Below are 12,304 nucleotides of genomic sequence, written 5' to 3' on the forward strand. Positions count from 1 at the left end.
CGTGGTCTACCCGACTTGCCCCACGCCATCCTTCCCGTCCGTCGTTGCGGCGGGAGCAGGACCCCAGGCCGACTATTTGTCGCGTACCTGCCTTCAGGAGGAAGTCCGTGATCGACAGTAGGAGTCCAGAACACGCATTGACCGACGCCTGGCTCGAAGGCGGACCGGGTGCCGTGGCCATTGCGCGCAACGTGGACCGCCTGCTCGATGCGGTGCGCCGCCACCTCGACATGGACGTGGCGTTCGTCAGCGAATTCCACGGCAGCCACCGCGTGTTCCGCCATGTCGTCACCCGCCTCGACCGTGCGCCGATCCGGCCCGGCGACTCCAGTCCGCTCGACGAGGGCTACTGCATGCGGGTGGTCGAAGGCAGCATCCCGCAGCTGATTCCCGACACGTCGGCGGTGCCAGCGGTCGTGCAGATCCCCGAGACGGCCGCCGTCCCCATCGGCTCGCATCTCAGCGTGCCCATCCAGCTGCGCGACGGCCGCGTCTACGGCACGTTCTGCTGCTTCAGCCTGGCCGCCAACCTGTCGCTGGGCGAGCGCGACCTGCACATGATGCGCGCGTTCGCCGACCTGCTCGCCTACCAGATCGACGGCGACCTGGATGCGGTGCAGGCCCACGAGGAAAAGGTCGCCCGCATCACCTCGGTGCTGGAAATGGGCCAGCCGCACATGGTGTTCCAGCCCATCTACCGCAGCAGCGAACGTCGCATCATCGGTGTGGAGTGCCTGTCCCGCTTCGAGCTTGAGCCGCGTCGCACGCCGGATATCTGGTTCGCGGAGGCGCGCGAGATCGGTCTGGGCGTGCGGCTGGAGCTCAACGCCATCCTGTCCGCGCTGGACGGCCTGCGCGACGTCAAGGGCGACTTCTATGTCGCGCTGAACGTGTCGCCGCAGACCATCATCAGCGGCGGCATCGACGGCTACATCGACGACCTGGATCCGCACCGCGTGGTGCTGGAGATCACCGAGCACTCGCTGGTGGACGACTACAAGCTGCTCAACGAACGGCTGGTGCCGTTGCGCGAATCGGGCGTGCGGATCGCGGTGGACGATGCCGGCGCAGGCTACGCCAGCATGCGCCACGTGCTGGCGATCCATCCGGACATCATCAAGCTCGACCTCAGCCTGACCCGTGACATCGACAGCGACTCGCCGCGCCGCGCGCTCGCGGCGGCGTTGATCGAGTTCGCCCGCCAGACGCAGTCGCACGTGGTGGCCGAAGGCGTGGAAACCGCGACGGAGCTGGCAGCGCTGCAGGCGCTCGGCGTCGACGACGTGCAGGGTTATCACCTGGCGCGTCCGCTCGAGGTCGACGCCCTCGCCCGCCGGCTGGCGGCGGAGCGGCGGCGATACTGAGCCACGTCGCCGCCCTATCATGATCCGTTCTCCGGAATCCGCGACCACACGATGAAGACCTACCTCCTGGCCGACGGCCTGCCCGCCTCGCGCATCGCGTACGGCTGCATGCAGCTCAGCCGCGCCTGGGATGCCTCGCCGGTCACTGCGGACGAGCGCCGCCAGGCGCAACGGCTGGTGGAGACCGCACTGGCCGGCGGCATCACCCTGTTCGACCACGCCGACATCTATGCGCGCGGCAAGTCCGAGCAGATCTTCGGTGACGTGCTCCGCACCTCGCCGGCGCTGCGCGACCGCATGGTGCTGCAGTCCAAGTGCGGCATCCGCTTCGCCGACGATCCGTCCGGCACGCCGGGGCGTTACGACTTCAGCCACGCGCACATCGTGGCGTCGGTCGACGGTAGCCTGTCGCGGCTCGGCGTGGACCACCTGGATGTCTTGCTGCTGCACCGTCCCGATGCGCTGGTGGAACCGGAAGAGGTCGCACGCGCCTTCGACGACCTGCATGCCAGTGGCAAGGTGCGGCATTTCGGTGTCAGCAACCACACGCCAGCCCAGATCGACCTGCTCCGCCGTTACGTGCGACAGCCGCTCGTCGCCAATCAGGTGGAAGTCAGCCTGCTTCACCATCACCTGATCGACGACGGCGTGGTCGCCAATACCACCGGGCATGCCTACGCCTCCGCCGCGGGTACGCTGGATTACTGTCGCCTGCACGATCTCCGCGTTCAGGCCTGGTCGCCGCTGGCCGGCGGCAAGCTCGCCGCCACATCGGAGTTCGCCGATCCCGTCGTTCGCGGCACGTCGCTGTTGCTTCGCCGGTTGGCGGAAGCGAAGAACGTCGCCCCGGAAGCGATCCAGCTCGCCTGGCTGCTGCGCCATCCCGCCGGTATCCAGCCCATCGTCGGCACCACCGACCCGGTCAGGCTCGCGGCCTGCTGCGCGGCCGATGGCGTCACGCTGAGCAGGGAAGAATGGTATGCGCTGTTCACGGCGGCACGGGGGACCCGCGTGCCGTGAGTCGCGAAGGGCGCACCTCGTGCGTGACGACCGTGCTCCTGGCGATGGGAATGTCCGGCTGCGCCACCGGGGCCCCACCCGCGACCGCCGATTGGTCGACCATGTCCGATGGCTGTCGGGCGAGCGGATTGCCCGAAGTGGTTATCTGGCCGGAGGACGTGGGTGTGCAGCTGTATCCAACCGATGTCCTGATCGGGCGCATTCCCGATACCGGCAACGGCCCGGGATTGCTGGTCCACTTCAGACAGGGTCGGACCGGCGCTTTCGCACAGAGCGCGGAGCCACCGAAGCTCTTCATGGCCGTCGGCAGCTGGAACAACAGTTGCTCCCTCCTCATCGACGCTGACACCTGTCCCGCCGCAGCGGCCATCTATCGCGACCTGGCGGAACGGAGCATTCCCATCGGTCATGCCTTCGATGCCCCCCTCGTCCCCACCGTTACACACGGCACCCAGTACTTCCTGAGCACGCGCGATGGTCACGGCAACCGGATGGACTGGTCGTATGTCGGGATCGATCATCCGCTGCAGGATGCGCTTGCGATGGCCCTCGACAGCCTGGCGAAATGCGCCGCGCCGGCCGCGCGCGCTTTCCAGCACCAGTACCCTGCACAAGCGGGACAACCGGCCATGCCGGCAGGACAACCATGACAAACCGGTACAACGAACCGCTTTACCAGATCGCCGCCATGACGTTCGTGGTGGTCTTGCCGCTGACGGTCGGACTCGCCTTCCTGGGCCCCCGCCTGCTGGGCCTCGATGCGATACCCGAATGGATGATGGCGACACTGCTTGCACTCGGCCTGGCCTGCATCGTGACCGGCCCCCTGGCCTGGCGCTGGTTCTACCTGCGCAGGAAAGACTGACCCCAGCGAGCAGCTCCCGTCAGCTCCCCTGGAGCAGCGCGCCCTCTTTTGCGCCATGCTCCGTGCGCTCGTCGTACATGCGGTCCATGAGCCTGTACTTGTCGAGGATCCGCATGGCCTTGCTGTTGAAACTGCGCCCCATCGCCCCGCAATCGGAGGATGCCAGCGAACCAGGCAACGCACGGATTTCCTCCGCAGCCCGCATGCCGTGGGCGTAATGACCATGCTCGTGCCGGCGGAGCGCCTCGATGTAGCGTGTCCATTCGTCGACCAGACCACGCGAAGCTTTGGCTCCCGGCGTCCACGCCGGCAGCGTTATCTTCCCCTGCAGATCGACCTGCACGTCGGTGAGCACACAGTCACCGCCCGATTGCGTCAGTCCGTATGACCAGTCCACCTGCCACTCCGCCAGGCCGTGGTATCGACGCCCCTCTTCGTCACGTGGCCCCTTCGCCTCCAGTTCCCGATGGATCTGCCGTGCCGTACTGCCGCTGACGGGGTAATAGACGACAGTCAGCTCCCCCGCGACCGGATCATCACCGAGGCCCAGCGCCGGCGTCGTCATCAGCAATAGCCCCGACATCACGCAGACCCGCCGCATGTCCTCTCCTTGTCGAATACCCCGGCACGCATTCTTTCATGGACAGAACGGTTTGCGGACGAGGATCATCGGCTTCGGCGGACGCAGGCTACCGGGCGCGGGACAGCGGCGATGCAGGCACCGTCCAACAGCAGGGACATGCGATGACATGAGACGGGAACGGCACGCCGTCATGTAGCCCACGGCACGCACATCGGAACGCGCCGTTCGCATCTCGCCGCACCACCCGCCATTTCCCGCCTATCATCGTCGTCACGGCGGACCGCCGGCCCCCGCGACCGAGGGATGCCATGCCAGACAGCGCCATCAACCTGAAAGACAAGCTGACCCGCTTCTCGGATCACTGGTCACGTCGCGTCATCGCCGAGATGAATGACTACCAGTTCAAGCTCGCCAAGGTGCAGGGCGAGTTCGTGTGGCATGCGCACGCGGATACCGACGAAGTCTTCATCGTCATCGAGGGCGAGCTGACATTGGAGTTCCGCGACAAGGTGATACCGCTGTCGGCCGGCGAAATGTACGTCGTACCGAAGGGCACCGAGCATCGCCCCGTCGCGAAACACGAATGCAGCATCATGCTGGTGGAGCCGCGTGGCGTGGTGAACACCGGCGATGCTGGCGGCGCCTATACCGCCAGGAATGATGTATGGGTGTGACCATCGCGAAAGCGCCGCGCTCCCTGGTTTCCCCGGTCGGAGTCCCCGCCACCGGCATGACGCATACCGTTCAACCCCCGACCAGTGAAGGACCACGCCATGCCTCTTTTCGACGTACTTGAACGTGTCCGGAGACGTCCGGGCATGCATCTGCAACCCGCGGGTTTCGTCACGCTGTGCGCCTTCATCGAGGGATACGAGTCGGCCCTGATGGACCACGGGACCCACGACCACCACGACACGCTGTTCCTGATGCATTTTTCGGACTTCGTGCGGACCGTGATCGGACACGAGGACGATCGGGTTTCGCTCACCACGCCGGAGGGCATCCTGGATATCGGGCAACTCCATTGGCAGGCAGCCATCACCCGTACCGAACAGGATGACGGCGAGGCCATGACGCTGTTCTTCGACCTGCTCGACCGTTTCAAGGCCTCGCACGGCCTGCGTTGAAACATCCGGGCTTCGTACACGCCTGGCGACACATTCCGAACGGGAGACCTCACATGGGCACTTGGGGCATCGGGTCCTTCGAAAACGACGGCGCGGCGGACTTCCTGATCGACGTGCTGGACAGCGGGGATCTGTCGCTGATCCGCGAAGTGCTGGACAACGTGCTGACGTCGACCGAATACGTGGAAGCGCCGGATGCGGTGCTGGCCATCGTGGCGGCGGAAGTCGCCGCCGCCGCGCAGGGCCGTGCCACGCTGGCGGCGCAGCAGGAGGAAGGACTGGCCGACTGGCTGGCACGCATCCGCCCCACGGTCGACGACGACCTGCGCCAGCAAGCGGGAAGCGCCCTGCACCGCATCCTCGCCGAGCATTCGGAGCTGAGGGAGCTCTGGGAAGACACGGAGGATTTCCAGGATTGGCAGGCGGCGGTGACGGACCTCGCGCAGCAGGTGCAGGCCTGACCCTACGATGTCGCCCTGATACCCCCGCCCACGCCACACACGACCCGACGAGAACCCATGGCAGATCCCTACAACTCTTCTTCCGCCTACACGCCGGTCCCTGCGCCCACGCGCAACCCGGCGCTGCCCTTGACCGATGCAATGGTGACGACCGCCATGGAACTGCCCGGTTACCGCGTCGTCCGCAGCCTGGGCCTGGTGCGCGGCATCACCGTGCGGTCGCGGTCGATCATCGGCAACTTCCTCGGCGGCCTGCAGACCATGCTGGGCGGCAACATCACCATCTACACGGAACTGTGCGAACAGGCACGCAGCGCGACCTACCGCGACATGGTGCAGCACGCGCGGATGCTCGGTGGCAACGCCATCATCGCCGTGCGCTACGACGCCACCGACGTGATGGCAGGCCTGACCGAGGTGCTGTGCTACGGAACCGCGGTGGTGGTCGAACCACGCGATACCTGAGCCACGGGACCCTCGCGCCCGCCATGTCCACCTCGTCCACGCCGCTGCCGAAGCGCCGCCGTCGCTCATGGTGGCGCAGGCTGGCATGGATCGTGTTGATCCTGGGTGCCTATCCATCCGTCGTGCTGACGTACACGTGGTCCCATGTCCTTCGGAGCCCGCTCCCGGGTGGGCGTCACGGTCCACTCGACGCCTACAGGCACACGCTGGCCAGCGCCGTCGTGGCCTACACGCTGGACGCACGCGCCGTCCGCGTGGTCAACCGCGTCATGGAGGGGCGCGGCACGCGGGCCAACGCCATGGATATCCACAACAACCTGATCGGCGCTGCCATCGGATCGCGTGTGCCCCGGTTTTCCGACATCGAACCCAGCGTGGCGCGCAGCGTGGCCTCGGGCCGCGTCGATGCCCCGTCGTCCGGCCAGACCACATGGTTGCCGCCGGACGAGTGGAAGGACGGGGTCGCCTGGTGAGTCGCTCCTCCTGGGCGGTGCCGTGCGCGTACCCGCGCTGACAATGTCGCGCCCGCTCTGCGGAGCTCCGCTATAGTCATCGCCGTCACGGCCGGCCCCACGCCGACGGGCAGTCCCTCGCATCCTTGCCGGAGGTTGTCATGAAGCGTGTGTTCCGTCTGATCCTGGCGGTCGTCGTCGGGGTGGTGGTCGGCAGTGTCGCCAACATGGCGTTGATCACGCTGGGGGGCCATGTCGTCCCACCGCCCGCCGGCGTCGACACCACGACGACCGAAGGCCTGAAAGCGGCGATGCCGCTGTTCGAACCAAGGCATTTCCTGTTTCCCCTCCTTGCGCACGCGATGGGCACGCTGGTCGGCGCCGTCGTCGCCACGCTGATCACGCCCGGGCGGACCCGCGGCCCTGCGTGGGTGGTCGGGGCCTGCTTCCTGCTGGGCGGCATCGCCGCGGTCGCCCTGCTGCCCTCGCCGGTGTGGTTCACCGTCGTGGACCTGCTCCTCGCTTACCTGCCGATGGCCTGGCTGGGACATCGACTCGCTTCCCGTGGAGGACGCCCGGCATGAACCGCAGCGACATCCGACTGTTGATGTCCGGATCAGGTCCGGTGCCCATGTGGGTCCGCCTGGGCGCAGGCGCCTGTGCGGTGGTGTGCGTCATGATCGGAGCACCGTGGCGCGCTTGGCATCCACTGGAACTGGCCATGGATGTGCTCGCGCCGCTGATGATGATTTCGCTGGCGTTCGCTCGTCGATGGGACAGCACCCTGCTGAGCGTCTCGCTGGTGCTGGGCACGGCATTGTGGGTGGCCATGCTGGCCGCTTGGCGCTGGCTGACGCTCAACGCATAGCAGGATGCCTGCGGTGAAGTTGTCCGCCATCCGCTTGCACGCTCTTTCGCGGGAAGCCGTCACCGAGGAACCGCACCACACGTATTCCTCGTTCCGCGTGCGCGGCAAGATCTTCGTGACCATTCCGCCGGAAGAGACCCACCTGCACGTCTTCGTCGGCGAAGAGGATCGCGAGCAGGCGCTGGCGATGTATCCGGATGCCGTCGAGAAGCTGTTCTGGGGCAGCAAGGTGCTGGGGCTGCGCGTGGACCTGGCCAAGGCCACGCCCGCAGTGGTCAAGGCGCTGGTCGACAAGGCCTACGAGACGCGCGTGCGCAAGGATGCCGGGACCCGACGCACGCGCACGTCGCGCTGACCCCGCAGGCATGCGCGGCGCAAGCGATTGACTACTGTGATGCCCACTCCGCAGGTAACCAAGCCATGCACCACGCCACCTCACTCTACTTCCAGCGCTTGGACAGGGGCCACTACACGGGCCATGCCGCGTTGGAACTGAATCTCCTGCACAACGATGCCGCCATAGCCATCACCGCCGACTTTCGTTGGCAGCCGGTCGTGAAGTTGCTCGACGGGCTGGTGCTGGACGACGCCGACACCAGCAACCACCACGTGCTGCTGCAACGCGCCCCACTGGAAGGACACGTGCTGTTCCTCTCCCACGACGGGGAGACCCGAGTGGTGTTCTCGTCGCTCGACGCGCTCATGGCGGCTGCGGATGCCGCCCTGGCTGATGGCATTGCGCTGCCCGAGCTTCATCCCTCGCTAGCCCCTGTGCCGGCGGACCAGCCCGGGCTCAGTGCCTTGGTCCAGGCCTGCGTCGACCAGGACGAGATCGAAGTGGCACTCGCACTGATCCCATCGCTGGATCTTGCCGACCACGGCCTGCTCTCGCACCTGGCCGTGCATGAGGACTTCTTCTTAGCAGAAGCCGTGGCGGCCGAGATCGCGAAGCGGCCGGATCCCACCTTGGCGACCATCGCGGCGCTGTGCGTGGCGCATGCACATCCGCAGGCGCGCAATGCCGGTCACCGGGCCTTGCGCGCCCTCGGCCGGTAAAGAAGCTCTATGGCGTCATCTGTCGGTCATCGCACCGCAACACGCGCGACACCTCCCAGCCCCAGCATGCGCAAAACGTGGAGCTGCGCATGCGCTTTGCCATCGTCACCGAGACCTATCCGCCGGAAGTGAACGGCGTGGCCCTGACCGTGCAGGGACTGGAAGCCGGTCTGCGCCAGCGCGGCCATGACGTCTCCGTGATCCGGCCACGCCAGCCGGGCGACGGCCGCGACCTCGACGACACCCTGCTGGTCCGCGGCGCCAGCCTGCCGCGCTATCCGGGCCTGAAGTTCGGCCTGCCCGCCACGCGCCGCCTGCTGGCGCAATGGAAAGCCTCTCCACCGGACGCGATCTACGTGGCCACGGAAGGCCCTCTTGGCTGGTCGGCGCTGCGTGCGGCGCGACGGCTGGGCATTCCGGCGGCGACCGGCTTCCACACCCGCTTCGACGAATACATGCGCGACTACGGCGTGCGCTTCCTGCAGCACACGGCGCTGCGCTGGATGCGCCGCTTCCACAATGGTGCCGATGCCACACTGGTCCCGACGCGCGAACTGGCCGACTTCCTGGAATCGCAGGGCTTCCATCACGTGGTGCGGTTGGCGCGTGCGGTCGATGCACGCCATTTCAGTCCCGCGCAACGCGATGACGCCTTGCGCAAGGAATGGGGGATCGGACCGGATGACCTGGCGGTGATCTACGTGGGCCGCATCGCCGCCGAAAAGAACCTGGACCTGTCGATCCGCGCGTTCCGCGCGATCCAGCAGGTGCAGCCCACCGCGAAGTTCATCTGGGTCGGCGACGGCCCCGTGCGCGAGCGGCTGGCGCAGGAACACCCGGACTTCCTTTTCTGCGGCGTGCAGCGCGGCGAAGCGCTGGCGCGGCACTTCGCCAGCGGTGATCTGTTCCTGTTCTCCAGCCACAGCGAAACCTTCGGCAACGTCACCCTGGAAGCGATGGCCAGCGGCGTGCCGACGGTTGCGTTCAACTACGGCGCCGCGCGCGAGCACCTGGTCGACGGCGTGCACGGCGCGGCGGTGGAAACCGATGACGACTTCCTCGCCGCCGCACTGCGGCTGGCCGCGGACGCCACGCTGCGACGGAGCCAGGGCGACGCCGCCAGCGCGGCGATGCGCGACCTGCACCCGGACCGCGTGGCGGCCGACTTCGATGCCCTGCTGACCGACCTCGCCCTGACACGGAGAAGCCACCATGCGTCCGTTGCTGCCGCGTAACGCCCTGATCGGCCGGGACACCGGCTGGTGCCTGCTCGCCAACCGCTGGGGAGAATGGAGCGGCGTGCGCCGCTTCTTCGCCATCGTCAGCCGGCTGGGCGACGGCGTGTTCTGGTACGTACTGATGGCGGCGCTGATCGTGGCCGACGGCCTGGATGGGCTGGCCGCCTCCGCGCACCTGGCGGCGACCGGCGTCATCGCGCTGACCCTGTACAAGGCACTGAAGCGCTGGACCCGGCGGCCACGCCCTTTCGCCTCCGACGTGCGCATCCGCGCCTGGATCGCGCCGCTGGACGAATTCAGCTTCCCCTCCGGCCACACGCTGCACGCGGTGGCGTTCACGGTGGTGGCGCTGGCGCACTACCCGGTGCTGGCGCCGCTCCTGATTCCGTTCGCCGCCTGCGTGGCCGCGTCGCGCGTGGTCCTGGGCCTGCACTACCCCAGTGACGTGCTGGCCGCGACCGTGATCGGCACCACCCTGGCGGGGCTGTCGATCTGGCTGGTGCCGGGCGTCAGCCTGCTGGGCTGAGCACGACAGGCAAAGAATTACGAACTCACAGTTACGTTCAAATAACTCAATGTTATAAATTATTGACATTGAGTAAAGCCATGGATACCTTTGTCCCCGTCCAATCACCAACGGGGAGAGCACCATGCTGTCGCGCGAACGTTTCGCCTGGGTCTGGCTCGGCGCACTGGCCGTCGTCTTCGGCGCCTACTTCACCTATCTGTCGGTCAATGCCGATGCGGTTGCCGCCATGCACATGGGGCAGCGGATCCTCGTGCTCGCCGTGGCGCTGGGATCGTTGGGCGTCATCGCCGCCCTGACCTTCCTGCTCGGACGGGACCGCGAGGAAGACGGTTCGCCCACGCCCATCGACGAGCGCGACCGGAGGATCGATTCGCGTGCGTCGGTGTACGCGTACTACGTGCTGATGGCCGGCATCATCATCGTCGGCTGCGTGATGCCCTTCACCTCCGGCGGCTGGACCATCGTGCACGCCACGCTGCTGGCGATCGCCGTGGCTGAAGGCGTCCATGCCAGCCTGGTGATCCTGGGTTACCGTCGAGGCCTGCGTGTCTGACGCCCGGCTCACCAACCAGATCCGTACGCTGCGCTTCCTGGCGGGCGAGATGACGCAGGCCGACCTCGGCAAGCGCGTCGGCGTAACAAGGCAGACCATCGCCGCGATCGAGGCCGGCAAATACTCGCCCACGCTGGAGTGCGCGTTCCGCATCGCGGATGTGTTCGACAAACCGTTGGCCGAGGTGTTCGGCTGGGAGCGTTGAGCGGCCTGGCCGCTCAGTCGAACCGTTCGACGCGTGCGCGCACCAGGGCGGGCTGAAGCTGCCCCACCCAGTCTCGATCGTTCGCTACCTGCGCCTCGGCGCGACTGCGGTCGAGTGCGTCGATGTCGAGATCGGCGATTGCCCACCGCTGGTCGCCCGTCGTCTGCACTACCACGCCGTCGGCGGGCAGACCGCGATCCATTGGCGCGAAGATCGCGGCTTCGCCGGTGTTGACGTCCAGCGCGGGGCTCCACGGCGCCTCGCCTGCGGTCACCGCCTGCGCGACGAAGATCCGGTTCTCCAGCGCGCGTGCCAGGCACCCGACGCGCACGCGGGTCGCCCCGGCCTCGGTGTCCGTGCAGCTCGGCACCAGCAACAGGCGCGCACCGCCCTCCGCCTGCGCACGCACCGGCAACGGGAACTCGCTGTCGTAGCAGACGGACACGCCGCAGCGCACGCCGTCGAGGTCGAACACCTTCAGCGCATCGCCGCCTTCGATGACGCCGAGCCCTTTCTCGAACCCGGTCAACTGCAGCTTGTCCTGCCAGGCATGCGTACCGTGCGGGGTGAAAACATCGCTGCGGTTCCGGTAGCGGCCCGCGCCGTGCGCCAACAGGAAGCTGCCGGCGATGATGTGCAGGTCGAGTTCCTTCGCCAGCCGCGCGTACAGCGACAGCCAGTCGTCGCGGTATCGCTGGATCGCCAGGAGCGAGGCGTGCAGGTCGGCCTGGATGGAAGCATCGAACGTGGCAGCCAGTTCCAGCGCCAGGTATTCCGGTAGCACGGCGATGCGCGCGCCCTGTGCGGTCGCGTCGCCCAGCACCCTCGCCTGCCGTTCGGCGAACGCGGCGAAATCCGTCGGCGCCTGGATGGCGTACTTGGCGACCGCGACCTTCATCGCATCGGCTCCAGGCCGCGCAGCCAGAAGGTCAACGCGTGATCGACTTCGCCCCGGCCGATTTCGTTCCAGGCCAACCGCATCGTCATGCCGGGCTGGCGCGTGTAGCCGCGCTTGTCCCAGAACACGTCGTTGCCGCGGTGCCCGTCGGGCCAACGCGGGTCGCCGGGTTCACGGTCCACCGCGCAGAACGCCGTCCAGCCGAACCGCCCCAGCGCACGCGCATGCGCTTCGCGATGATCGAAGAAGGCATGGCCGATGCCGTTGCCGCGGTAAGCCGGCAGCAGCACGGATTCGCCGAAGTAGAAGATGTCCTCCGGGTCCATGCCGCTGTCCACGAACGGCTGGCGGAAGGCCTCGGTGTCGTCCGCCAACGGCAGGCCGGTGGACGCGCCGACCACCTGCCCCGCATCCATCGCCAGCACGAACACGCTTTCGGCCGAGCGTGCATAGGCGTCGAGATAATCGCGTTCGAAGTCGAGGTCGCCTTCGTACAGATAGGGCCAGTCGCGGAACACCGCCACGCGCAGGCGCGCGACGTCGTCCAGCCATGGTGTGATTTCTGGCCCGCGATACAGGCCGATGGTGTAACCGGCAGTCATGCCGCCAGTGTAGCGGCA

20 protein-coding genes are annotated in these 12,304 nt (G+C 67.2%); 17 read left to right on the top strand and 3 right to left on the bottom strand.

The window, feature by feature from the left end; all coding sequences use genetic code 11:
* The first annotated feature begins 107 nt into the window (after positions 1-107).
* From ACSQ1W_RS11390 to ACSQ1W_RS11405, 4 genes are read left to right on the top strand one after another with little or no spacing between them, the layout of a single operon-like run.
* The gene (locus tag ACSQ1W_RS11390; protein ID WP_436043584.1) at positions 108-1,364 is read left to right on the top strand and encodes a sensor domain-containing phosphodiesterase; all 1,257 of its coding nucleotides are present in this window, start codon (positions 108-110) and stop codon (positions 1,362-1,364) included.
* Positions 1,365-1,415: 51 nt separating this feature from the next.
* Positions 1,416-2,384: an aldo/keto reductase gene (locus ACSQ1W_RS11395; protein ID WP_436043586.1), complete on the top strand. Its 969-nt coding sequence runs from the start codon at positions 1,416-1,418 to the stop codon at positions 2,382-2,384.
* Between the two features lie 23 nt (positions 2,385-2,407).
* Complete coding sequence (locus ACSQ1W_RS11400) at positions 2,408-3,034, top strand: hypothetical protein (RefSeq protein ID WP_436043588.1); 627 nt, start codon at positions 2,408-2,410, stop codon at positions 3,032-3,034.
* Positions 3,031-3,249 (top strand): hypothetical protein, encoded by a 219-nt coding sequence (locus ACSQ1W_RS11405; RefSeq protein ID WP_436043589.1) that lies wholly within the window; start codon positions 3,031-3,033, stop codon positions 3,247-3,249. Before ACSQ1W_RS11400 ends, ACSQ1W_RS11405 begins: the two co-directional genes overlap by 4 nt.
* Positions 3,250-3,268: 19 nt before the next feature.
* On the opposite strand, the gene ACSQ1W_RS11410 is transcribed toward ACSQ1W_RS11405, so the two are convergent.
* Positions 3,269-3,850 (bottom strand): DUF922 domain-containing protein, encoded by a 582-nt coding sequence (locus ACSQ1W_RS11410; RefSeq protein ID WP_436043591.1) that lies wholly within the window; start codon positions 3,848-3,850, stop codon positions 3,269-3,271.
* 290 nt (positions 3,851-4,140) lie between these two features.
* On the opposite strand from ACSQ1W_RS11410, the gene ACSQ1W_RS11415 reads away from it, so the two are divergent.
* From ACSQ1W_RS11415 to ACSQ1W_RS11475, 13 genes are all read left to right on the top strand, one after another.
* Positions 4,141-4,506 carry a cupin domain-containing protein gene (locus ACSQ1W_RS11415; RefSeq protein WP_436043593.1) on the top strand — a complete coding sequence of 122 codons (366 nt, stop codon included), beginning with the start codon at positions 4,141-4,143 and terminating at the stop codon, positions 4,504-4,506.
* 144 nt (positions 4,507-4,650) lie between these two features.
* Positions 4,651-4,959: a hypothetical protein gene (locus tag ACSQ1W_RS11420; RefSeq protein ID WP_436043595.1), complete on the top strand. Its 309-nt coding sequence runs from the start codon at positions 4,651-4,653 to the stop codon at positions 4,957-4,959.
* Between the two features lie 53 nt (positions 4,960-5,012).
* Positions 5,013-5,420 carry a DUF4259 domain-containing protein gene (locus ACSQ1W_RS11425; RefSeq protein WP_436043597.1) on the top strand — a complete coding sequence of 136 codons (408 nt, stop codon included), beginning with the start codon at positions 5,013-5,015 and terminating at the stop codon, positions 5,418-5,420.
* A gap of 57 nt (positions 5,421-5,477) precedes the next feature.
* Positions 5,478-5,885 (top strand): YbjQ family protein, encoded by a 408-nt coding sequence (locus ACSQ1W_RS11430; protein WP_436043599.1) that lies wholly within the window; start codon positions 5,478-5,480, stop codon positions 5,883-5,885.
* A 23-nt stretch (positions 5,886-5,908) separates the two neighbouring features.
* Entirely contained in the window at positions 5,909-6,358 is a 450-nt protein-coding gene (locus ACSQ1W_RS11435; protein ID WP_436043600.1) for a hypothetical protein, read from the top strand.
* Between the two features lie 140 nt (positions 6,359-6,498).
* Positions 6,499-6,921 carry a hypothetical protein gene (locus ACSQ1W_RS11440; RefSeq protein WP_436043602.1) on the top strand — a complete coding sequence of 141 codons (423 nt, stop codon included), beginning with the start codon at positions 6,499-6,501 and terminating at the stop codon, positions 6,919-6,921.
* The gene (locus ACSQ1W_RS11445; RefSeq protein WP_436043604.1) at positions 6,918-7,205 is read left to right on the top strand and encodes a hypothetical protein; all 288 of its coding nucleotides are present in this window, start codon (positions 6,918-6,920) and stop codon (positions 7,203-7,205) included. Before ACSQ1W_RS11440 ends, ACSQ1W_RS11445 begins: the two co-directional genes overlap by 4 nt.
* Positions 7,206-7,218: 13 nt before the next feature.
* Positions 7,219-7,560 carry an MmcQ/YjbR family DNA-binding protein gene (locus ACSQ1W_RS11450; protein WP_436043606.1) on the top strand — a complete coding sequence of 114 codons (342 nt, stop codon included), beginning with the start codon at positions 7,219-7,221 and terminating at the stop codon, positions 7,558-7,560.
* Positions 7,561-7,625: 65 nt separating this feature from the next.
* Entirely contained in the window at positions 7,626-8,261 is a 636-nt protein-coding gene (locus ACSQ1W_RS11455; RefSeq protein ID WP_192271713.1) for a hypothetical protein, read from the top strand.
* An 89-nt stretch (positions 8,262-8,350) separates the two neighbouring features.
* A complete protein-coding gene (locus ACSQ1W_RS11460; RefSeq protein WP_436043608.1) occupies positions 8,351-9,496 on the top strand; it encodes a glycosyltransferase family 4 protein in 1,146 nt (381 codons plus the stop codon).
* Complete coding sequence (locus ACSQ1W_RS11465) at positions 9,474-10,025, top strand: phosphatase PAP2 family protein (RefSeq protein ID WP_436043609.1); 552 nt, start codon at positions 9,474-9,476, stop codon at positions 10,023-10,025. Before ACSQ1W_RS11460 ends, ACSQ1W_RS11465 begins: the two co-directional genes overlap by 23 nt.
* A gap of 124 nt (positions 10,026-10,149) precedes the next feature.
* Positions 10,150-10,581 carry a hypothetical protein gene (locus tag ACSQ1W_RS11470; protein ID WP_436043611.1) on the top strand — a complete coding sequence of 144 codons (432 nt, stop codon included), beginning with the start codon at positions 10,150-10,152 and terminating at the stop codon, positions 10,579-10,581.
* Complete coding sequence (locus ACSQ1W_RS11475) at positions 10,574-10,786, top strand: helix-turn-helix transcriptional regulator (protein WP_192271721.1); 213 nt, start codon at positions 10,574-10,576, stop codon at positions 10,784-10,786. The genes ACSQ1W_RS11470 and ACSQ1W_RS11475 overlap by 8 nt, the downstream gene beginning before the upstream one ends.
* A gap of 13 nt (positions 10,787-10,799) precedes the next feature.
* Here ACSQ1W_RS11475 and ACSQ1W_RS11480 read toward each other — a convergent pair whose 3' ends face one another.
* Positions 10,800-11,684 carry a carbon-nitrogen hydrolase family protein gene (locus ACSQ1W_RS11480; RefSeq protein ID WP_436043613.1) on the bottom strand — a complete coding sequence of 295 codons (885 nt, stop codon included), beginning with the start codon at positions 11,682-11,684 and terminating at the stop codon, positions 10,800-10,802.
* Positions 11,681-12,286 carry a GNAT family N-acetyltransferase gene (locus ACSQ1W_RS11485; protein WP_192271725.1) on the bottom strand — a complete coding sequence of 202 codons (606 nt, stop codon included), beginning with the start codon at positions 12,284-12,286 and terminating at the stop codon, positions 11,681-11,683. Before ACSQ1W_RS11485 ends, ACSQ1W_RS11480 begins: the two co-directional genes overlap by 4 nt.
* Between the last annotated feature and the right edge of the window lie 18 nt (positions 12,287-12,304).

This window comes from Pseudoxanthomonas sp. LjRoot143 (assembly GCF_964252945.1).
In the GTDB taxonomy this organism is placed as follows: Bacteria; Pseudomonadota; Gammaproteobacteria; order Xanthomonadales; family Xanthomonadaceae; genus Pseudoxanthomonas_A.